The sequence below is a fragment of the Wolbachia endosymbiont (group A) of Acrocera orbiculus genome, from assembly GCF_947250015.1.
GTDB classification, from domain to species: Bacteria; Pseudomonadota; Alphaproteobacteria; order Rickettsiales; family Anaplasmataceae; genus Wolbachia; species Wolbachia pipientis.
On sequence record NZ_OX366272.1, the window covers coordinates 136166 to 158338 of the forward strand.

The 22173-nt window shown below is 35.5% G+C and carries 18 protein-coding genes, 3 tRNA genes and 3 pseudogenes; 7 read left to right on the top strand and 17 right to left on the bottom strand.

What is annotated here, in order from left to right; genetic code table 11:
* Positions 1–59: 59 nt before the first annotated feature.
* Positions 60–488, bottom strand: a complete 429-nt coding sequence (locus OOL03_RS00695; protein WP_264707417.1) for a hypothetical protein — start codon at positions 486–488, stop codon at positions 60–62.
* Positions 485–1344, bottom strand: a protein-coding gene (locus OOL03_RS00700; protein WP_264707034.1) for an IS630 family transposase whose coding sequence is annotated in 2 segments (ribosomal slippage) — positions 485–1020 and positions 1020–1344 — 861 coding nt in all. Because the reading frame shifts where the segments join, the coding sequence is not laid out codon by codon here. Before OOL03_RS00700 ends, OOL03_RS00695 begins: the two co-directional genes overlap by 4 nt.
* Before the next feature lie 177 nt (positions 1345–1521).
* Between OOL03_RS00700 and OOL03_RS00705 the strand changes: the two genes are divergently transcribed.
* Both OOL03_RS00705 and OOL03_RS00710 read left to right on the top strand, forming a co-directional pair.
* Complete coding sequence (locus OOL03_RS00705; protein WP_264707418.1) at positions 1522–2139, top strand: group II intron maturase-specific domain-containing protein; 618 nt, start codon at positions 1522–1524, stop codon at positions 2137–2139.
* A gap of 23 nt (positions 2140–2162) precedes the next feature.
* Positions 2163–2752 (top strand): annotated as a pseudogene (locus OOL03_RS00710) (DUF6444 domain-containing protein); the annotation flags it as partial.
* A 16-nt stretch (positions 2753–2768) separates the two neighbouring features.
* Here OOL03_RS00710 and OOL03_RS00715 read toward each other — a convergent pair.
* The 9 genes and pseudogenes from OOL03_RS00715 to OOL03_RS00755 all read right to left on the bottom strand — a co-directional run bounded on the left by OOL03_RS00715 (position 2769) and on the right by OOL03_RS00755 (position 8519).
* Positions 2769–3591: pseudogene (locus tag OOL03_RS00715) on the bottom strand (IS5 family transposase).
* 93 nt (positions 3592–3684) lie between these two features.
* Positions 3685–4422, bottom strand: a complete 738-nt coding sequence (locus OOL03_RS00720) for a putative folate metabolism gamma-glutamate ligase (RefSeq protein WP_077188310.1) — start codon at positions 4420–4422, stop codon at positions 3685–3687.
* 1 nt (position 4423) lies between these two features.
* On the bottom strand, positions 4424–4903 hold the full coding sequence (locus tag OOL03_RS00725; RefSeq protein WP_006279286.1) for a dihydrofolate reductase: 480 nt from the start codon (positions 4901–4903) through the stop codon (positions 4424–4426).
* Positions 4897–6180 (bottom strand): dihydropteroate synthase, encoded by a 1284-nt coding sequence (gene folP, locus OOL03_RS00730; RefSeq protein WP_264707419.1) that lies wholly within the window; start codon positions 6178–6180, stop codon positions 4897–4899. The genes OOL03_RS00725 and folP overlap by 7 nt, the downstream gene beginning before the upstream one ends.
* A complete protein-coding gene (locus OOL03_RS00735; protein ID WP_022626368.1) occupies positions 6177–6395 on the bottom strand; it encodes a dihydroneopterin aldolase in 219 nt (72 codons plus the stop codon). The genes folP and OOL03_RS00735 overlap by 4 nt, the downstream gene beginning before the upstream one ends.
* Positions 6396–6604: 209 nt before the next feature.
* On the bottom strand, positions 6605–7261 hold the full coding sequence (locus OOL03_RS00740; protein WP_264707420.1) for a CADD family putative folate metabolism protein: 657 nt from the start codon (positions 7259–7261) through the stop codon (positions 6605–6607).
* A gap of 78 nt (positions 7262–7339) precedes the next feature.
* Positions 7340–7416 (bottom strand) — tRNA-Ile (locus OOL03_RS00745).
* Positions 7417–7458: 42 nt separating this feature from the next.
* The gene (gene trxA / locus OOL03_RS00750) at positions 7459–7782 is read right to left on the bottom strand and encodes a thioredoxin (RefSeq protein WP_006279168.1); all 324 of its coding nucleotides are present in this window, start codon (positions 7780–7782) and stop codon (positions 7459–7461) included.
* A gap of 116 nt (positions 7783–7898) precedes the next feature.
* Positions 7899–8519 carry a ribonuclease D gene (locus tag OOL03_RS00755; protein ID WP_010962900.1) on the bottom strand — a complete coding sequence of 207 codons (621 nt, stop codon included), beginning with the start codon at positions 8517–8519 and terminating at the stop codon, positions 7899–7901.
* A 180-nt stretch (positions 8520–8699) separates the two neighbouring features.
* On the opposite strand from OOL03_RS00755, the gene OOL03_RS00760 reads away from it, so the two are divergent.
* Both OOL03_RS00760 and OOL03_RS00765 read left to right on the top strand, forming a co-directional pair.
* A tRNA-Gly gene (locus tag OOL03_RS00760) sits at positions 8700–8772 on the top strand.
* A 483-nt stretch (positions 8773–9255) separates the two neighbouring features.
* Positions 9256–10115 (top strand): IS630 family transposase gene (locus OOL03_RS00765; protein ID WP_264707034.1). Its coding sequence is split into 2 segments (ribosomal slippage): positions 9256–9580 and positions 9580–10115, totalling 861 coding nucleotides; the frame shifts between segments, so codons are not numbered across the junction.
* Here OOL03_RS00765 and OOL03_RS07110 read toward each other — a convergent pair.
* The 3 genes and pseudogenes from OOL03_RS07110 to OOL03_RS00795 form a co-directional block, all read right to left on the bottom strand.
* Positions 10110–11186, bottom strand: a pseudogene (locus tag OOL03_RS07110) (IS3 family transposase). The gene OOL03_RS00765 and the pseudogene OOL03_RS07110 sit on opposite strands and share 6 nt — an antisense overlap.
* Before the next feature lie 232 nt (positions 11187–11418).
* Complete coding sequence (locus OOL03_RS00790) at positions 11419–12234, bottom strand: SDR family oxidoreductase (protein ID WP_264707421.1); 816 nt, start codon at positions 12232–12234, stop codon at positions 11419–11421.
* A gap of 5 nt (positions 12235–12239) precedes the next feature.
* Positions 12240–12884, bottom strand: coding sequence for an alpha/beta hydrolase (locus OOL03_RS00795; RefSeq protein ID WP_265029948.1), 645 nt, complete (start codon positions 12882–12884; stop codon positions 12240–12242).
* Between the two features lie 536 nt (positions 12885–13420).
* Here OOL03_RS00795 and OOL03_RS00800 point away from each other — a divergent pair.
* A complete protein-coding gene (locus tag OOL03_RS00800) occupies positions 13421–13591 on the top strand; it encodes a hypothetical protein (protein ID WP_264707422.1) in 171 nt (56 codons plus the stop codon).
* Positions 13592–13628: 37 nt separating this feature from the next.
* Here OOL03_RS00800 and OOL03_RS00805 read toward each other — a convergent pair whose 3' ends face one another.
* From OOL03_RS00805 to OOL03_RS00820, 3 genes are all read right to left on the bottom strand, one after another.
* Positions 13629–13994 (bottom strand): hypothetical protein, encoded by a 366-nt coding sequence (locus OOL03_RS00805; RefSeq protein ID WP_015589326.1) that lies wholly within the window; start codon positions 13992–13994, stop codon positions 13629–13631.
* Between the two features lie 121 nt (positions 13995–14115).
* Complete coding sequence (gene mnmG / locus OOL03_RS06910) at positions 14116–17718, bottom strand: tRNA uridine-5-carboxymethylaminomethyl(34) synthesis enzyme MnmG (protein WP_406721290.1); 3603 nt, start codon at positions 17716–17718, stop codon at positions 14116–14118.
* A gap of 187 nt (positions 17719–17905) precedes the next feature.
* Positions 17906–17981, bottom strand: a tRNA-His gene (locus OOL03_RS00820).
* A gap of 150 nt (positions 17982–18131) precedes the next feature.
* Between OOL03_RS00820 and murJ the strand changes: the two genes are divergently transcribed.
* Positions 18132–19619: a murein biosynthesis integral membrane protein MurJ gene (gene murJ / locus OOL03_RS00825; protein WP_264707423.1), complete on the top strand. Its 1488-nt coding sequence runs from the start codon at positions 18132–18134 to the stop codon at positions 19617–19619.
* A gap of 3 nt (positions 19620–19622) precedes the next feature.
* The gene (locus OOL03_RS00830) at positions 19623–22166 is read left to right on the top strand and encodes an AsmA-like C-terminal region-containing protein (RefSeq protein ID WP_264707424.1); all 2544 of its coding nucleotides are present in this window, start codon (positions 19623–19625) and stop codon (positions 22164–22166) included.
* Positions 22167–22173 lie beyond the last annotated feature (7 nt).

Sequence of the window (22173 nt, forward strand, 5' to 3'; positions counted from 1 at the left end):
TATATTGAAATGATATGTGGAAAGGGTAACAGCCTGATATCAGGCTATTACCTTTTTTATTAAAGCAATCCGTTCTCTTCACCAGTAATATGGAGTAATGGAGGAGCTTCTCCAATATCTGGAATCGAATTCCTAAGATCTGCAAGTTCACTGTCTATACTACTTGTCTTGCTGCCTATACTATCTATGGTTGATGATAATTGTGTTATTATACCACTTTGAATTGCACTATCCATATTTTCGTCATACTTATTAATGCTGTTTATCAAGCCATCATAAAAATTTTTAAGGTGCTTGATGGTCAATGTAATTTGTGGCATCTTATCAATCTCTTCTTGTGTCATATCTTTAGTTATATCAAATTCTTCCTTTGTTTTACCACTGACAATCTTCTTTATTACTGGCTTTTCAAAGCTTGGTTTATCAAACTTCGGCTTCGAAAGTTGTAATGTATTATAGCATTTCTCATAATAGTCCAAACAGGTCATAGGAAGGCAGAATCAACAGCACGAAGAAAGGATTCGAATAGAGGAATGTTTTTCCTGGCTCTGTTTTTTATAGCAAACCAATGATGCTCAATTTTGTTGAAATCTGGAGAATAAGGCGGCAGATACAAAATTTCTGCACCAACCCCTTTAGCAAGCTCGATAATCTTATCAGACTTATGAAAAGTAGCATTGTCAAGAATGACAGTCTGTCCAGGTTCCAAGATCGGTGTCAAAAATTGCTCAAACCATCCATTAAAAACATCCATATTACAGTGGCCTTCAAAGGTTAACGGAACAACTATCTTTCTTCCACTTAAGGCTGCAACCATACTGATTCGTTGAGTTTTCTTTCCAGATTTTAAGGCATAAAACCGCTGTCCTTTCTGGCAATATCCGTAGGGGTAGTCTTCGGTGTTATCAATGCCAGACTCATCTATATACACTAAGTTTTTAGGTTCTTTTGTCGCTATAATTTTCAAAAATTCAGCACGTTTTTCTTCGTTTCTTTCCTTGTATCCATATGTCTTTTTTTGCGCGTAAATCCAATTTTTTTAAGGGCTCGATAGATCGTTTGGATACTAACGTTGTTCCAAAGTTTAGCCATTTCCGATAGAGTCTTTCCTCCGTGTTCTCTGGCAAATTTGGCAAAGGTATCCCAGTCGGTAATTTTGTGATTGTAACCCCCATTTCCAAGTTTTTTTGATTGAAAGTCTCCTGTTTCTTTTCTTCTTTGCTGCCACTCCCATAAAGTAGTTCGTCCAATCTTAAATCTTGCTGCCACTGTTTCTCTGCTTTCTCCTTCGTCTAGCGCTTCCATTGCTTTTTTTCTTAAATCATAACTATATGCTGCTGGCATTCAACCTCCTTATCATCATCTATCCTTATCCTATCACATCCGGACTTTTATCGAAAGAGCTATACAATACGACAGCATACAGTAAAACAAGGTAAGAAAACATACAAGTTACTAATAAAACCGAGCCGCAACTCTATAAAACGATATACATTAACCGCTAAGTACAAACTTAAAGAAATGTGTGGAGCACCACAAGAAGCTATTATAAAAAACCTAAATCCACTTATTAGAGGATGGTGTCAATATTATACTTCAGTGATTTCAAGGAAAGTCTTCGAGTTACTAGATAGCGTTATGTTTAGAAAACTATGGAAATGGGCAGTACGTAAACATACAAATAAAGGCAAATACTGGATAAAGAGGAAATACTTTAAAAGGTATAAGAATGATAATTGGAGGTTTATGACAAGTAATGGAAAATATCTTATCAAACATGGAGACCATGCTATTAAGCGGCATATCAAAGTGAGAGGAGCAAAATCTCCATATGATGGAGACTGGATATATTGGAGCAGTCGTAGAGTACCAGATAAGTCACTAAGAGTGATAAAATTACTGAAGATGCAACAGGGTAAATGTAATTATTGTCAGCTATATTTTAGGTCAGAGGACATAATTGAAGTGCATCATCAAGACAAAAATAGGAACAATAATACCATAGGAAATTTGTCTTTATTGCACGGGCATTGCCATGATTATTTACATAGGAGTGTGTATGACAAACACCAAGTTAGAGAGAAGCCGGATGTGGTGAAAGTCACAAGTCCGGTTTCGAAGTCGAGTGGGGAGAGGTGACTTTCCTCACTTAGATAACTAATGTGGTAAACCTTTTAGAACTTTGCAAAAATTTACAGCAAAAAATAGAAAAACTGAAAGCAGAGATAGAAAACTTAAAAGCAGAAAATAAAGCTTTAAAGATAGAGAACGCTGAATTAAAGGAAAGGCTCGGTTTAAATTCAAAAAACTCATCCCTGCCCAGCTCAAAAGAGCTATACAAAATAAAAAAGGACAAGCCAAAAAGCGAAAGGAATGTTGGCGATCAGGTTGGGCATAAAGGAAATTTTCATGCCACAATGGAAGCGGATAAAGTAGTAAAAATAGAGTTGCCTAATATTTGCGAATGCGGAGGAGAGCTTGTAATATGCGAAAAACCTTATGTTCACCAAAAAGTTGATCTTCCGGAAATTAGGCCTTATGTAGTAATTGGAACATGGTCGTTGTTGGAGATGCAGAAAAAGAAAAAGTAGCAAGTTACCAGAAGGTGTTACGCCAGATACATTTGGTCCAAGGGTTAAGTCTATAATTGCAGCACTCAGCGGATTTTACAAAAACTCAAAGCGTGAAGTGGCTAGTATCATAAATGACATTTTTAATTTGAACATAAGTGTTGGCAGCATATCAGAGGTTGTCCACAAACCAGTAAATCAAGCATATTCCCTATTTAACATAACTTTACTCATAGCCAGATATATGAAACTTTCAGTAGATGTTGTAAGTAAATCGTACTCCTTTGATAGCCTTCTATTTCTATTGATCCAAGCAAAAGTCCTCTCTACCAACCACCTTCTCGGCTGTACTGAAAATCCAGGATTCCGTTGTGGCAATAGTTCTAGTGGTGTATCTTTATGTACCCAAAACCTACATGGAGGCCTTTTGACAATTTCAATATCTATCCCATATTCTCTCTTTACGTAATCCTTTAAATCTTTTCCTTGGTATCCCATATCAGCCCACATTTTCTTAATATTGCTGTATTTTTCCTTCATATTGTCCAATGCCATCTTCACCCCATCTCTGTCATTTTCGCTTGCAGCTCCTACATAGCAACCAAGCACAAATCCTTGAGTATCTGTGATTATATGTCTTTTTCTCCCCTTTACCTTTTTCGCACCATCATAACCTTTAACCCCCCTTTTTCCGTGGTTTTTACCGATTGACTGTCCACTATGCATGCGCTCGGCTTCCCATTTTTGACCTACTATATTTAGTGATATCATAGTTCATTTTCTCAAAAATTCCCTGCTTTTTCCATCTTCTAAACTGTTCATGCACAGCCTTCCACGGCGGAAAATCGTGTGGTAAATAGCGCCATTGACATCCTGTGCGCAGTATATAAAGAATTGCATTTACTATCTCACACTTACTGTATTTTGGTGGCCTTCCTCCTTTCTTGTACGATACTCTGAAGTGTTTTTCTATTCTTGCCCATTCCCTTTTACTTAAATCTGTTGGATATTTTTTCCTCATCTCTTACCTCAATATTCTTTCTTTATATACTACGTATTCCTTGGTTTGTGGACAACCTCTAAGAAGTCTAATAGCAAATTTTTAAGTTCCTCTTTAACTCTTTAACCAGCGGGCTCGCATGAGGAGAGGAGAGTAAAGGTCCTCTTCCATAGATATCTTCACACTTTTTTCTTCTTCTGTAGTTGGCGGATGAGTAAGAAAGTGAACCTTTGGTGCACCACTAATTATTGCCATCGGTGTTTGCTCTGCCCCTTCTCCCATAACTAAAACAGCAGATGTTGCCAGTGCATCAAGAAGATTGACTTGTGTTACTTGCAGTGGTTGATTATAAAGATCTGGCTTGCCTATATAGGAATAAAGTGGTTCAAATCCACACCAACCAAGAGCAACGCCCGTAACCCCAAGGCGCATAGGTGTTATGTTACTATCTGTAATCAAAATACCAAGATGTTTTATGCAGTGTTTTGTCTTGAGATAGTTCCATATTGATAGAGCTGTTTTCTGAACATCCTTTGGGTATAAAATATACATTTCATTACCATTTGATTCATCAATACCAGCAGATGGAATTAAGATATTGTCTTTGATTGTTAAATAGATGCCGTAAGAATTATGGTCTACATCAACAATTGCATCAGCTTCTCTTTTGATTAGCTCTTCTTTAGAACAAGCAGTTTTGCAAACCACTTGTTTTTGACAAATAGAAATGATTTTTGATGTGATAGCAAGAACAACTTCCTCTCTTAGCAACTCTGAAACATAGCGATCAAGAACCTGCTCTAATACTTCTCCACATTCAATGCGGTGGGTATAAATTGCTTCAACATGCATATTAACGTGTCAGCTTGCATATAGTATAATCTTTTGTTTGAGCAAGAGCGGTTTTATACCATCCATCAAGAAGTGTTAAGTTGAAATATACATCACCTTTATAAAGTCTGTGAATTTCTGTTATGATAAACTCTGAAATTAGATCATACTCCAAAAAAAGGTGCGCTATTTGTGCTCCACCAATCATGAAGACTTTAGAACTACTTTGGATTGACAAAAACTCTTGCATAGAAGAAATAATAGTGCATTTTACTCCTCTGTTAAAACAAGAATTTAATTTGTTACGAGAAAAAACAACAGGGATACGATCCTTCAATATGTTTTGAGGCATAGTTTCAAATGTTTTTCTTCCCATAACAATAACTTGTTTGTCAGTCACCTGACGAAAATGATCTAACTCACTTGGATAATGCCAGGGCAATCCATTATTTATTCCAATTACCCCCTTGGGATCAACAGCCATAATTCCGATAACTAGCATCCCTGTAAAGCAGCTTGAGCTACAAAGAATCGCATGTGATCACGCACATTATGCACTCGAAGGAAATCAACCTTGTTGTGCAATGCAGATGATAAAGCAATTGTTTCTAAATCTCGGTTAAAGACAGGTTCTGTAGAAAAAGAAGAAATAAATGACTTTCTAGAATGACCAACCAGAACTTTGCAGCCAAAATTTTGTAACGTTTCTATACTGCGTAAAATCTGGATATTCTGGTACATAGATTTGCCAAAACCAATACCAGGATCAATAATGATCGAGCTTTGATCAAAACCTAGAGCTAGTAATCTATTAATGTTCCTTTCTGCCCAATTACTTATGGTATCAATTGGATCAATGTCACTTGGGATAATGTTGTCACTATGTGGTGGTATGGAGAGTGAATGCATAATAACGATACTACATCCACTGCTAGCAATCGCTTTTAAGGTATTATCATCTAGATCTCCCTTCTGATCGTTTACCCAGGCAATGTTGTAGTGCTCCAAAACATTCAAAATAACATCTGGCGAGAAACTATCAATGCTGACTTTAATGTCACCAACTTTCATATATTGATTAAGGTCATCAAGCACTGGTTTTAAGCGTGCATATTCTGCTTTTGGAGTTTGTATTGAGGAGCCAGGTCTTGTTGATTGAGCACCAAGTTCAACTATGCTTGCACCATCTGATAACAGCCGCAGTGCCTGCTTGGTTGCTTGATCTGCATCATAATAAAGACCACCATCTGAAAATGAATCAGGAGTAATATTGACAATACCTATAAGCTCTGGTGAAAGCGTAAAACTCCTTAAAAAGCAATCCTTAATGTTAGGGTTAACAGTACCAAACGTTTTGTTAACTACTGCCATGGGACTCAGCATTGCCATCAAGTGAAGCAAAAATGGTCTGTTTATCAATTCTGGGTGAGGAATCTTAAGGTAGGGTGTATCAAGTGTCAGGTCATCCCATAACAAAATATCCAAATCAATAACGCGAGGTGCCCATTTTTCATAGACCTGCAGACGGCCAATGTCACATTCAATTTGTTTAAGGCCCTTTAACAGCTCTTCAGGAGAAGAAGAACAACTTCCATACACAACCATATTTAGAAATGGCCTGTCCCACCCAGGTGGAGCATCATTTGGTAAAATAGCCTTAGTTTCCAGAATAATTGAAGATTTTAAATTTTTAAAATAGCGTTCCTGCAGTAACTGAGCAGCCTTTTGTAAATGGGAAAAGCGATTCCCCATATTTGAGCCAATAGAAATGTAAATCATTCTTGCAACGCATTACGATAAGTAAAGAAAACACCTCCATGCACACTGGGGACAGGTGGTGCAACTTTGTGAATAGTTACGCCTATAGAAGAAATAATAAGCTTTTTTTGCATCACAAGGTTATTAATGGTCCTGTATATATCATGAGTTAAATGCTCGATTAAGTTGAATTGCTTGCTTTGAACGAGAGATTGAATACTCTGAACTACCTCCAAGTAGCATATAGTATCCTCAAGCCGGTCAGTTGTAAGTCCTAAAGGGGGGGGGATTTAAAGGTAAAATCAATATTAACACTAACTAATTGAGAATGATACTTCTCTTCTGCACTATAGCCTAAATGAACCCAAAGCCGTAAGTCAGATATAAGAAGATTACATGCAGACATTGCATTCCAACATCACTGAGTTTAAGCTACTTACAACTACTAACACACGCTAGCATTCATCATTCCATCAAGAAAACCCCACAAGAGCCTTGCTCCCTTTTGAGCACCCTGCATAACTTTATCTTGCTCTTTTTCATCTAGATCTTCAATAAGATTTGCACATTCCTCAGAATGCCATTCATCAGCATGCATATGGACCGTAAAAAATTGAAGAGAACGCTCATCACTTATTGAATAGTGTTTTTTTAAACCTTCAATTTTAGACTTGGAAACCTCTGGAGTTTGACGTTCGTAAGCGTACAAGGCTCCAAGACCTGCTGCAAAACCTGATCTTACAATGTCAAAGTAACCATCAATTAATTCTTGTGTCTCCTTAATCTGTGCACTTTCACGAAGATCAGATCGCGCAACGCCAAGCCCTTCAGCAAAACGTTTCCATAACTCTGGATGATTTTCATCACCTTGTTCCTCTTCTATTAAATTACCAAGTAAAACCTGTCGCATTTTTAGATCTGGGCACAGAAAATGTATACCACTGATGTAACGAGGAAACGCAGCAACGTGGTGATAATATTCTTTAGCATAGGTTTGTAAAGCTTGCAAGCTTAAGCTTCCTGTATTCCATGATTGGTAGAATGGATGATTTAGTAAGTGCAATTCATCTAACTTGTTATTTAGAGACTTAGTAAATTTCATTATTTCCTCCATTATATCAACATATAGTTCATATACTACAGCTTTCTCATTGTTACGATCATGCTAAGATCAATACAATGGTGGGATTGGTAGGACTCGAACCTACGACCAATTCGTTATGAGCGAACTGCTCTAACCGACTGAGCTACAATCCCTTTTATCAATATTTATAATACACACAAAAGCAAATTTGTCTATTAGCTTATTTCACTATCAACCCAACTTGACAAATCATTTGTTGCACCAATTTTGCGTGCAATTTCCTTACCATCTTGAAATATGATTAAAGTGGGTATAGATTGCACTCCATACTTACTTGGCACTTCAGTCCCTTCATCTATGTCGAATTTGCAGATCTTAATCTTGCCTTTTCTGTCTTTAGCCAATTGTTCGATACGTGGCATTAGACTTTTACATGGCCCACACCATTCTGCCCAAAAGTCTATCAGAACAAACCCTTTATAGTCAGTGACTTCAGATTTGAAATTTTGATCATTTACCGATGTAATATCATCACTCATAAAATACCTAAATTTTTGTAAAATATAGCGTATCTATTAGCAGTTAATCAACTAAATTCTTACCGCAGAGCTTGAAAAATTGCCCTAAAGTGTTTTGCATAAACAAAAAACTTCTATTACATCTGGTGGTTAAAGATATCCACGTTTTCCCAACCCATTAAGTCTAACTCAATACGAGTAGGAAGAAATTCAAAGCACTTTTGGGCCAATTCTTTTCTATTTTCACGTTCCAGCATTAAGTCTAGCTTTTCCTTTATCCTGTGGAGATACAAAACATCAGATGCAGCATAACTTTTTTGTTTGTCTGTTAAATTTTCATTTCCCCAATCAGAAGATTGCTGCTGCTTATTTAGTTTGGTATCAAGCAGCTCTAAGCATAACTCTTTTAAGCTATGATTATCTGTGTAAGTGCGAACTAAACGTGAAGCTATCTTTGTGCAATAGCACGGAAGTGCCCAAGTTTCCAAGTAATAACGTATTATGCTCACATCAAATCGCGCGAAGTGAAATATTTTAGTTATATTTTTATCCTCTAATATTTTTCTCAAATTTGGCGCTGTATAATCGTTCTTGAGTTGAACTAAGTGAGCGTTGCCATCATTAAAAGAGAGCTGCACAAGGCATAATCTATCTCTGCTATGAAGTAGCCCCATTGCCTCGGTATCAACAGCTATAGACCTTATATCATCTGGTATTGAACTAGCTGGCAAGTCGTCTTTATATAAAAATATTCCCATAAAATTAATACATTTTTTGGCACAATTGAAAACCTATGATAATCAAAAATGAGTCTTAAGTATACGAAAAGATCATAGAAGGAACCACGCAAATTTATGGGCTCTCACATTTTTCGTGTACACGGGGTTTACAAATCGCTGTATATGCCTATAATTAAGTAAATTTAGGTTAATTTAATTGCGGGAGTAGCTCAGTTGGTAGAGCGCAACCTTGCCAAGGTTGAGGTCGAGGGTTCGAACCCCTTCTCCCGCTCTTTGCTTTCAAAATCATTTCGTCAAAAATCCCTTGACAAACTCCGCCAGCCCCCTTATCATGAAACTGAAGCTATTTATTTATCTTCTCTGTACAGATTAAATGACAAAAAAACTCACGTATCTGGCGTCCCATGTTTAATTTTTTGCACTATGTGCACCTTATGTCTTTATAAAATTCTAGGTTTTTACCTAATATAAGCTGAAATGCGCTTATAAAGCATTTAAAACATCAAAAAACGCCGATTTAAAAAATGGATAGTGAATAACTAGCTACCCTAGGGTTTCTTTTGCCTTTTTTTCTGTTTAGCAAATTTCTTAATGTTTATAATTTAGATTAGTTGCGGCTTAAAAGCAACTAAATCGCGGTTATTAAGCGTTTAGAATAAAAAAACGCCATACTTGAAAGTATAATGTAAGTATAGCTCTTTCGATAAAAGTCCGGATGTGATAGGATAAGGATAGATGATGATAAGGAGGTTGAATGCCAGCAGCATATAGTTATGATTTAAGAAAAAAAGCAATGGAAGCGCTAGACGAAGGAGAAAGCAGAGAAACAGTGGCAGCAAGATTTAAGATTGGACGAACTACTTTATGGGAGTGGCAGCAAAGAAGAAAAGAAACAGGAGACTTTCAATCAAAAAAACTTGGAAATGGGGGTTACAATCACAAAATTACCGACTGGGATACCTTTGCCAAATTTGCCAGAGAACACGGAGGAAAGACTCTATCGGAAATGGCTAAACTTTGGAACAACGTTAGTATCCAAACGATCTATCGAGCCCTTAAAAAAATTGGATTTACGCGCAAAAAAAGACATATGGATACAAGGAAAGAAACGAAGAAAAACGTGCTGAATTTTTGAAAATTATAGCGACAAAAGAACCTAAAAACTTAGTGTATATAGATGAGTCTGGCATTGATAACACCGAAGACTACCCCTACGGATATTGCCAGAAAGGACAGCGGTTTTATGCCTTAAAATCTGGAAAGAAAACTCAACGAATCAGTATGGTTGCAGCCTTAAGTGGAAGAAAGATAGTTGTTCCGTTAACCTTTGAAGGCCACTGTAATATGGATGTTTTTAATGGATGGTTTGAGCAATTTTTGACACCGATCTTGGAACCTGGACAGACTGTCATTCTTGACAATGCTACTTTTCATAAGTCTGATAAGATTATCGAGCTTGCTAAAGGGGTTGGTGCAGAAATTTTGTATCTGCCGCCTTATTCTCCAGATTTCAACAAAATTGAGCATCATTGGTTTGCTATAAAAAACAGAGCCAGGAAAAACATTCCTCTATTCGAATCCTTTCTTCGTGCTGTTGATTCTGCCTTCCTATGACCTGTTTGGACTATTATGAGAAATGCTATAATAGTGACGTTGTTTGTTATAAAAAATTTCTATGTATTCAAATATTGCAGTTCTAGTTTGTTGAGCAGAGTGTTGTGAAGTATCAATAAGTATTTCTCTTTTCAATGAGCTAAAGAAGCTTTCTGCAACAGAATTGTCGTAACAACAGCCTTTATTACTCATCTATATTCTTTACAGCTAAGAGATATTGATACCCTTGCGCAGTATATTGTGAACCTTGGTCACTGTGCAGCAGTAGATTTTTAACAGGTTTACGCCTATTAATGGCCATTAATAAAGAGTTCATAACCAATTGTTTATTTATTGCACTACTCATTAACTACCATACGTGAGAATTATTGCTGCCAAATATAGCCATCCCTCCTTGGTTTTGATGTAAGTAATCCCATACTTTATTTGGTTGATCAACAATAAAGTTTTGATCTAGTATATTGGGAGCTACAGCTCTATTATCTGTTTGTTGTTTTTTAATTTTAAACTTTCTTCTCAGTATAGCCCTGATGTCATTTTTCTGCATAATACTTTGCACCGTTTTCAAATTGCAACTTTTACCCAAAGCCTTCAATTCAGCATGAATTTTAGGAGCTCCATATCTACATTTAGAAGCTTGATATATTTTTTGAATAGCTTCGAGTAGCTCTTTATTTGCTGATTCTCTACTGCTTATTTTTCTTGTGGTCCACTTATAGTAGCCACTAGCAGAAAATCCTACATAATTCCTGTACTTTATAGCAGTTACTATATAAAAAAATATTTTACTCTTTTTGACTGGCCAGGGCTTTTTTTTAAATGTCTCTTTCCCTTGTTACTCTTGCTTTGTAAATCAAACCTCTCTTTGTCGTAAGGAGCCATGTTACCTCTACCTGGAAATGCATCTGCTGCCGACTTTTTTTCGTTGTGTTTCTTTATCCATTTTCCTAATAAACCACCCTTTATTCCTAAATCCTTTGCTGTTTTTGTAATTGTTTGACCTGCCTTTCTTTGTTCATTTGCCAGTTTAACAGCTTCCAATTTGAATTCTGCTGTATATTCTCTTACCATTTCTAATCCTCCAAAATTTTATTTTACCCAAAAAAACTCTTTTCTTTCTCTCCACTTTTTCTGGGTAAGGTCACTATTTCTTAAGTAATTTACACTTCAGAGTTTATCTGCTTTAAAGTTTACTCTATTCTGTTTCAGCATTTGTCATAAATCCTTAATTATTTCTGACTTTTTAGTTCAGTTTTTAACCATTCTTTCCTTAACTTAATGGCAGTTACAATAAGCCTATCTATCATTCTGATGTGATTTCAGTTTTTTTTACATGCAAACTTTCTAATCCCACCTTGTAGTTAGGGTAAATTAGAGAGACATTAAGATCTTTTTTAATTTTAACATTACTTACTTTTTTTGATCCTAAATAAAAACTCTGTGCATAATCTGGTAGGGAAGAAGCCTCAATTGGTTCTGGAGGGCTAACATTGAGAAGTTTGGTCGCATATATTACCACTTCAGATTGTGTAGTGGGTAAATCGTCTGCACAATTGTATATTTCACCAGGTTTTATGTTTTGCATGGAAGAAAATAAAATATTCGATATATCTTCAACGTGAATACGAGAAAAAAAATGCCCTTCTTTTTTCACATTTCTTGCTTTGCCAAGCTGCAAGTCAATTAACACGTTCCTACCAGGACCGTATATTCCAGCTAAACGAAAAATATGTACAGGCAGTTTGCTATTCAGCCACCTCTTTTCAGATCTAAGGCGCTTTTTTCCTCTGATTTCTATAGGTTTTGTTTCAGATTCCTCATTCACCCAATTACCAGAGTGATCACCATAGACGCTAGTTGCAGACAAATAACCAAGCCATTTTACATTTTGCAGGCAATCACCGTATCTCTCCACAACATCATCGCCATCTGGAGGAATAGAAATTAAAACGTGCGTTGCGCTTTTAAGCAGATCTTGACTAACTTTCTCATAATTAAAGAGGATTACATCTTGTATATTTTTACTTCTTGATGTGCCACTGACTTTCCAACCTAAGTTCAGTAATTTTTTCGATAAAAATTTAGCTACATATCCATAACCAAAGCAAAACAAGTGCATGAAAATTAATTTTTAAAATTCTTCTTGATAAATTCTACTCCTAATTTTATTCCCTCTTCATTAATAATATGCCCTAATGCATGAATTGGGTGTCCTTCAACATTTACTCCATTTTCTTTCAGAGCTTTAACCGCTAAGTCGAGGGACGAAAAAGGTACCACGTCGTCAGCATCACCATGGATAACACATATGTTAGGTTTTGACTTGATCTCTGGTGCAGTTTTTGAAGGTGAAAGAAACCTACCAGAGTATGCAACAACTGATGCACAGGATTGAGAGCGGGTGAGAGCTGTATGTATTGCAAGCATTGCTCCTTGAGAAAATCCAACTAAAGAAAGTTGCGTATCTTTTAAATTAAGCTCCTTTAATTTTGTATCAATGAAATGATTTACAATTGATGTAGCATTTTTTACTCCATTATATAGCGCTTCCTCACTACGATCTTCCAAGCTGAACCACTGATAACCATCACCTATTTCTCTCTTAAACGGAGCATTGGGTGCTACAAAATATGAACCCAGTAAAAACTTGCTCATAACTTTAGCAAGGTGAATGAAATTATCGCCACTTGAGCCCCAACCATGTAAAAAAATAATCAAATTTTTCTTATTTCCGCCTGCACAAATTTCTGGGCCTTTAAGTTCAATCATTTCTTTTCCTTTTGCGTTTATATTTTTATTTAACACTAATTTTCAAATTTGTAAAACCAATGTGCAATTACGTTCCCGATACTATAGCTAAAGTGACTTAGGTTCATCGACGATTTGAAAAACCGTCATTCCGCTACTTGTTAGCGGAATCTATACTAAGATACCGCGAATGAATCGCGGTATGACGTAGGATTGCTGTCATTCCAGTGCTTGACACTGGAATGGCTTTGTTGCATCGCTACTTATGAAAGGCTAACTATAGTTAGGATTATAAGCAACCTATTGAAAATCTTGTTTTTTTGCAATCAATCTGATCAAATTTAAGAATAGTAATTTGTTATTTATATTAATAAATTTAATTCTATTGAAAATAGCTAAAGCATTGAAATTCTTGAATTTTAGCCAGATTAGTGAGTGGTAGTGAAATTTCTTTTACTCAAATTTAGGTATTCACTGACCGTTCTTGTTATAAATACCAGAATAATAAGCTACTGATATTCCCTATCTTTTTTATCTTTAATCCATCATAGCTAGCGATGCAACAAAGCCCACTGGAATCCAGGAAACTTAACTTTACACCAGGTAATAAGAACTGGATCCCAGTGTCAAGCACTGGGATGACACCTCTGGGCACTGCCGTCATAAAGGAACCAGTGTCAGCTACTTTCATGACATCAATAATTGACCTCGACTTACCGTCCAACTAGAAAGTTGTATATAGAATGACAGAAATCCAGATGTTATTTATTTACTTTCGATCTTTTCTATCAATTTTTTAACTAAGCCTCTTAGCTTTTTACTGGATTCATCAAGCTCTTGAATCTGCGAGCTGTGCTCTTTCATTAGTTCCTTATAGTTACCTCTTATGTAGTCAATCATTTCCTTCATCTGAGCAATCATCTTGTTAACATCCATACTGCCCAAATCAGGTATCATGCCAGGCATAGCCCCTTCTAACATACCGCCAGCCATAAGCTGCTGAGACATTTGCATAAATGGTTTTAAAGTCTGATTAAGCAATTCAGGATCCTTGGCTAATTTTTCTATTTGCTCTTTGCAAGTACCCATATACTGCTTCATAAATTCATCTTCTTGCCCTTTGTCTATCATAATTATAACCTACCTAAAAATACGTGTTCTTTATTATATATTATTTTAAAATTAAAAACAATACAAAATACCTGTCACAATTGCATTAATACTTTTTAAATAATAAAAAATGCTCCTTTGCTTATAAAGGGTCACATACCTTCTTTAACCATTCCTTATCTTTTACGCTATTTTCTAAGTTTTTATAGACAAATTGATGGTAGCCATTTATCCATTCAATTTCATCCTTAGTAAGCATTTGCACATTTATTAGTCTTCTATCATATGGAATAGAGGTCAGTTGTTTAAAGTTTAAGAAGCCATTCTCTTGCCTGTCAACATATATCAGATTTTCAATTCTTATTCCATACTCTCCCGGAATGTAATAGCCAGGTTCGTTGGAAAGTATCATCCCTGGCGTGAGTTTCACTTTATTACTTTTTGATATTGCTTGTGGTCCTTCGTGTACTGATAGGTAACTTCCTACTCCATGCCCTGTACCATGCATATAGTCCATTCCAAATTTCCATAAATGCGTACGTGCCAATATATCCAATTCTCCACCAGTAGTGCCAGGAGGAAAGATGACACTTGCTATAGCAATGTGAGCTTTCAACACTATTGTATAGTGGGTTATTTGCTCATTAGTTGGACTGCAAATTGCTACAGTTCTTGTCACATCAGTTGTGCCGTCAAGGTATTGGCCACCAGAGTCAATCAAATATAGTCCACTTTTCTGAATTACCTTATTCGTCTTACTGCTTGCACGATAGTGAATTATTGCTCCATTCTCATTAAATGCTGAAATTGTTGGAAAACTTAGTTGCTTAAACAAATTCTGCTCTTTTCTGTATTCTAAGAGTTTCTCTTCAGCTTCAAGCTCTGTACCAACATTATTTTCAAGCCAATGTAGAAAGTTTGTAACTGCCACTCCATCTCTGATGTGCGCATTTATAGCCCCAGCTATTTCAGTTTGGTTTTTTACTGCTTTATAAATTAGACAAGGATCCTCTCTTTCAGCTACCTGTTTATCTTTTATTACAGCCATAATACTCATTGGAGTTGTGTTTGGATCTATAACTATTGAATTTAGCTTGTGCAGCGAATTTTCTAGCTCACTAATATCAAAAATATTTATATGATTGCCTAAATTTGCTTCTATAGTTGAATGTTCTTTATCTTGAATAAACAAATCAACATTACCGCTTTTATACAATATAGCACGGCCCAATATACATGGAGTATATTTAGCATTTTCATTTCTTAAATTTAATAACCATGAAATTGAATTTGGATCAGTTAAAAGCACTACTTCAGCTTCTTTATCTATGCTTTTAGCTATTTTTTCACATTTGTCCTTACTACTTTCACCAGCATATTCAATAGAATGTAAAACCACTGCTTGTTTTCGACAGTCACTTTTTTTTCCAGCTAAACAGGGTATTAATTTACAGATATTCTCATACTTTCTTATATCTTCTATGGTAAAATATTGCAAATAATAACCTAGTGAGGCAGTCGATGTTAAGTTTGCTTTTATCCATTCGCGTGGATCCTCTTCTTGTATATTATATACTTGAAAATTGCCCTGATCGAGCTGATTGCGAGCTTGTGTGATGTAGCGTCCATCCGTAAAAAATGGGCACTTGTTGTCTTTTGTAACGATAAGTAGCCCATTTGTTCCTGTGAAGCCACATAACTTGGTTAACTCGTCTGAATATTCATTTAAATATTCGTCTTTAGTATGCAACATAAATGCATCAACATTTATTTCATGCATAAATGAACGAAATTCTTCGATTTTTGACATGGGATACCTCACAGCAGCTACTTTCGTTTTCTTATTCCTAAGGTACACTAATATGCTCACTATCGCTGCGGGAGTGATGCCTTGTATTTGCTTTGCAATGCCAATCGTCGCTGGTTTTATCGTCTGCAACTTTTCTATTACTTCACTTGACAGGCCTTTAACTTGTGAATAGTTGAAATCAATTGGAATTTGAGTGTTAATTTCCTCTCGTAAAAACTTCATATCCGCTTCTTGTCTTATTAGATAAGGTTTGTATTTTGCTTCAATTTCAACCGCTTCGCATATTTCATTCTTAGCTCTATTATCCGCTTTGGTGTGTCCCATTTTGTCATTCCAGCGCGTGACGCTGCTTAACTCCGGCCATATTTCTTGTAATTTATTCCAGTCGATGTTTGGATAGCTAAGTAAATCTAGCGCCGTTTTTCTTATCCCATCATAAGATATTTTGATACCATAAGACCTAAGCTGCTCAGGAGTAATCGTCAGACTCCCTAACTTCTCTTCAAGCTGCTTAATGGATTCAAGTTTATTCTGTAAAACAGAGTATCTCTCATGCGAAACAAGGGAAATATCATAACCTTTTTGTGTTAATCTTCTATCTGCATTGTCTGACCTGATAGCTAGCCTATATTCTGCACGTGAGGTAAATAATCTATAAGGTTCGATCACCCCTTTGGTGACTAGATCATCTATCATTACGCCGATATATGAGTCTGTGCGATGAAGAACAAAGCTTTCTTTTTTTTCAGATGCAGAGAGTGCTGCATTAATTCCGGCAATAATTCCTTGCCCTGCTGCTTCTTCATATCCAGTAGTGCCATTAATTTGGCCAGCAAAATATAGGCCTTTAATTTTCTTAGTTTCAAGAGTATGGCTTAGTTCTCGTGGATCAATATAGTCATACTCAACTGCATATCCATGTCTTAGTATTTCTGCATTTTCAAGTCCCTTGATACTCTTTATCATTTCACACTGCACTTCAATAGGCAATGAATTTGAAATTCCGTTCGGGTATATAGTATCATCATTCAAGCCCTCTGGTTCTAAAAATATTTGATGACTACTTTTTTCTGCGAATTTTTTAACCTTAGTTTCAATGGATGGGCAGTATCTTGGTGCAACAATGTCATCTAAATATGAAGAAGCTGACCTATGAAGATTTTCTCTAATTATTTTATGCGTGTTTTCATTAGTATGGGTAATAAAGCATGATACCTGAGGTTGGTTAATTTTTTCTGTGAGATAAGAAAACGGCACAGGTGGATTATCACCCACTTGTTCTTGCAATATTGACCAGTTTATAGTGCCACGATCAAGCCTTGGCGGAGTTCCGGTACGCAATCTACCTAATTTAAAATTATATTTCTTCAACGTATTTGCAAGTTCTACGGCAGGCTTATCTCCCATTCTCCCTGAAGGAGTTACCTGCTCTCCTATATGAATCACACCCCGCAGAAAAGTCCCTGTAGTTAGAACGACTTTACTTGTCAGTATATGCTCCCCTGAGCTTGTTATTACAGCTTTAATGCACAATTCTCCATTGTTATTACTCTCTATAAGAAAATCGTCAACCGACTCTTCTTTTACCGTCAAATTATTATAATTTAGAATAATTTCCTGTATTGCTTGCTTGTATAATTTTCGGTCTGCCTGTGCACGCGGGCCCCATACTGCTGCACCTCTGCTGCTATTTAAAATGACTGAGTGTATACTTGCTTGATCGATTGCTCTTCCCATTATTCCATCAAGAGCGTCAACTTCCCTGACTACAACGCCCTTTGCAACTCCTCCGATTGCTGGATTGCAGGACATTTCCCCTATAGTTGAAATTTTATGAGTTATAAGCAGCGTGTTTGCACCAAGGCGAGCTGCAGCAGCAGCAGCTTCGCACCCTGCATGACCACCACCTACTACTACTACATCATATTTATGCATGCCTTCTTGAGTAATTCTTACTCTACTAATATTCTAACTATTAGCGGTTAATGTCAAATTTTACAGTAATTAACTATTTCAATCATCAGTGGCCAATGTATAGCTAACTCACGTCATACCGTCACGGTATCTCTAGATCCCGCTAACAAGCAGCGGGATGACGGTTTTTCAAATTATCGGGTTTTAGTGGGGCGAGCGACCAGGATCGAACTGGCGACATTCAGTACCACAAACTGACGCTCTACCAACTGAGCTACGCCCGCCAAGATATAAAATTTCTAACATAAGAGCGCAAATAGTCAATTGATTATTTAACTCTCTTTTTGCAGAGGGTTTTAAGTTTAGCCAATAAATATTTTCATTGATACTTTTACCATTATAGTTAATTGTATTGACACTAATGAAGTAGTGGTATGTTTAAAAGTATTTTCACATTTAGTTTTTTTACGGCTATTTCAAGGATCTCAGGGTTAATAAGGGATGTATTAATTGCTACGGTTATTGGCGCAAACTCTCTTGCAGACATATTTTTTTCTTCGTTTCGCTTTGCCAATCTATTTCGAGCATTTTTTGCAGAAGGAGCATTTACCACGTCCTTTATACCGTTATATTCAACAGAATCACACGATGATAAAAAGGCATTTAATTTTGCAAGTAGTGTAATATCCATTACGTTTATTATCTTAGTAATTTTTTGCCTTATTATGCAAACTTTCTCCCCTTATATGATTCAAATTTTTGCTCCTGGATTTGACCAAAGTAAGTTTACCCTTACTGTTACTTTATCAAGAATTATGATGCCCTACATAATCTTTGTTTCAATTGCATCACTTATTGGTGGAATGCTGCAAGTAAAGCAGCATTTTGCTTCAACAGCTATTGCACCAATCGTTTTGAATCTTTGTTTAATCATCAGTTTGTTTGTGCCTTACGTAAAAACCTCAGCGCACAACCTTTCTATAGCTGTGCTGATAGGAGGAGTTTTTCAGTTGTTGCTGATGCTATTTAGTGCATATAAATTAAAGGCAGCTTTTTCTTTTAGCCTTGAATTAAGCAATGAAGTAAGGTTATTTTTTAAGCGTGTGGTACCTGCAATTATCAATAATTGTGTAACTCAAATAAGCTTATGGATTGATACAATCATGGCGAGTTTTATACCAAATGCGGTGTCCTATATATATTATGCCGATAGACTAAATCAACTACCGCAGGGAATAATCGGTACTGCAATTGGTACAGTGCTTCTTCCTTTAATTTCAAAACAGGTGGATAATACTGAAAATATAGTCAAAATACAGAACAAGGCTCTCAACATAGGATTAATGTTAATTATGCCAACAACTGCTGCCTTTATCATTATTCCCGACATAATTTTACTTACGCTTTTTTCTTACGGCCGGTTTGATCATTATGCAGTGCAGCAAACTGTTCCCACTTTAATAGCATTTTCTCTTTCTTTACCTGCATTTATTATAAATAAAGTATTGCTACCTACATTTTTTGCTAAAGGCAATCTGAAAATACCAACCATATTTTCGCTAATGTGTCTTGGAATTAATGTAGTGCTAAACCTTTTGTTAATGAACGAGTATCAGCATACGGGGATTGCTATTGCTACTTCCGTTTCCACTTGGATAAACTCCATTCTATTAATTAGTTATTTAACAATAAATAAAATGTATAAGGTTAGCCAAGCGTTATTGTTAAATGTCATGAAAATTTTTGTAGCAACGGCAGTCATGTCAATAGCCCTTTATATTTTTAATTCTTTGTTGGCAGGATTATTTTTTGATAAAATGTTGGCTCGTATTGTTTATTTAACGACTTTAATAGCTTTGAGTGTTATTGTTTATTTTGGTATTCTCTATTTAATATTTAAGGGAAACTTTAAGCATGTGTAAATTATGAGACTTTCTTTATATGCTATATTATCAATCTCGCTGCTATTAATTCTCATGCATGTTGCTGCAACTTTTAAGGATTGGAGTGGCTACAAAGGATATGTTATAAAAGAGTTGGAGAAGACGTATGATGCTAAAGTGCATATTGGAGGAAAAATTAAAGTTTCGTTGATTACCCCAAAGCTCACTATCTATAATGTATATATACAATACAACGAAAATAAAGAGCAAAAGTTATCAGATTTAATTAGTGTAAGAAAAATTGAAATAAGGCCATCGTTCCTATCGTTGCTTTTATTCTCATTGCAACCAAAGTCAATCACATTGTTTGGCATGAAAAGCAATAAAGAAAATTTACTTAATATTATAAATGCAAAAGCCAGTGGTAACATAGTTGATATAGTAATAAAAGACAGCCAAGTAAGTTTTAAGAGTGATTTCGCTGATATTGTTAACATAAAGGAGGTTGCTGTAAAAAAAAATAGGCAATTCTCTGGTAAAGTAAAGGTAGGTGATAATAATTACGATTTTTCAGGAAAGGTTGATATCACAAAAAGGGACGTACACATTAGTGTTGAATCAAATTTTGTAAATTTGCTATTTACAGGTAATAGAAATCAAGAAGAACTCCAGGGTAATTTAACACTAACGATTAATAATAGTTCCGGTTCTGTGAGTAATTTAGCAAAAATCATTAATCTTAGCTTTCTCCCTTGTGTTATTCCTAGCGAAAATATCAAGATATCATCCAATATAAGTCTTAACGAAAGTGAGTTTACGGTAACTGACTTAAAAATTGATTCCAAAAGCATGCAAGCCAGTGGTACAATACAAAACGATAGAAAAAGCGATCACACTAATCTCAATATTAGCTTCAGTAAAGTTGACTTAGATTCCATACAAAATGATTCACAAAAAACAACAAATATAAAAGACCTTCTGGAATGCTTTAGAGCAGTTGTGCCAAAGAACTTGAGCTTAAATTTTAATATAGAAGCTTCTAACATTCAATATCAAAACAAAATATTGGACAATTTCCGTGCTGTACTAAAATCCACTGATGGCAAAGTAAAAGTTAATACGCTTCTTAAATTTCCTGGAATCAATAATATATCTTACTTATCAGGAGAGATCTCAAACAATAATGTCCTATCTGAATTCAACGGTGATTTATTAGTCGAAGGAAATGATTTTGAGTCATTCATTTCATGTTTTTTCCCTTCTATAAAGATGAAAGAAAACCAGAAAAATCAATTTACACTAAGTTCTAAACTGCACCTTGCACCAAGAATATTATCTATCTCAGACATTAGACTGCTAAATAATAAGGAATCCTTGCAAGGGTCAATTAGAGTAAGCCATACAAAAAAACACAATGTGGTCAATGGTGAATTTAGCATGCATAATCTTGATGCAGATAAATATGATCATTCATTATTTAGCAGTTTACCTAAAATGCAATGGCTGAAAAATTTTCAGTATGATACAAATATAAAGGCCCGTGTTAATAACCTTACATTGAATGATACGAAAATTAAAAATTTGGATTTTTTGCTGAAAATGGAAAAAGGTAAGCTAGTTGCAGATAAAATAAAACTATCTGGAGAAGATTTCGATATTACCGGTAATGCAAAAATATTAGCAGATCAAAAATACGCCAAACCTTTATTAGATGTTAACCTTACGGGCAGTAAATTTAATGGAAAAATTATTACATTACCAAATTTAGTAGAGACGAAAAGAAATTCAAGAAATGAGATAGATCAAATTCAATGGTCAACAAAGCAGCTTGATTTTTTGGATGATAAAGAAGGCTTTGATGCAAATGTGCAAATCAATACTGCAGAATTTAAAACCGAGCAGAATGTTTTAAAAGATTTTAATTTGGATGCGGTAATGAGAAACAACACTATCACTATCAGGCAGGCAAGTTACGTATTAGAACGCGGGCAAGTGTTTTTTCAGGGTTATTTAAGATCAGACTCAATGAATACAAGATTTTCTATTGTAAATTTGGACACTAAAAAGATTGGTAAGGTTATAGGAATTGACAATGTAAATGGTCAGGTAAGCTTAAATGGTGAAATCAAAACTCAAGGAAAAAGTTTTCATGATTGGGCTAGTAACTTATCAGGAGATGTAAACTTACAAGCGCAAGAAATAGAAGTTACTAATGTAGATTTCAATTCATTTATCACTAATTTGTTAAGCAGTAATAATAAGTCTGAAATCTCCACACTTGCTTATATTGATATATATAACGGTAAAACATTTTTTGAAAATATTAGCGGAAAAGCAAGTATTAAGAGTGGCATATGTTCAACTAGTTTACAATTCGGGATTGATCAAGCATCAGGGTCGATCTCTTCTAATTTAACCTTATCTAACTTCACTTTAAATTCTATATTCAGGTTCTTTTTCATACCACCAAATTATAGTAATCCAATCTATATCGATATGCATTTGGATGGCCCTATTTGGCGTCCTAAGATGAGTTTTGATGTAGACCAAATCTTCACCGCTCTGGTTGGCAAGAAAAATAGTTGATTTACTT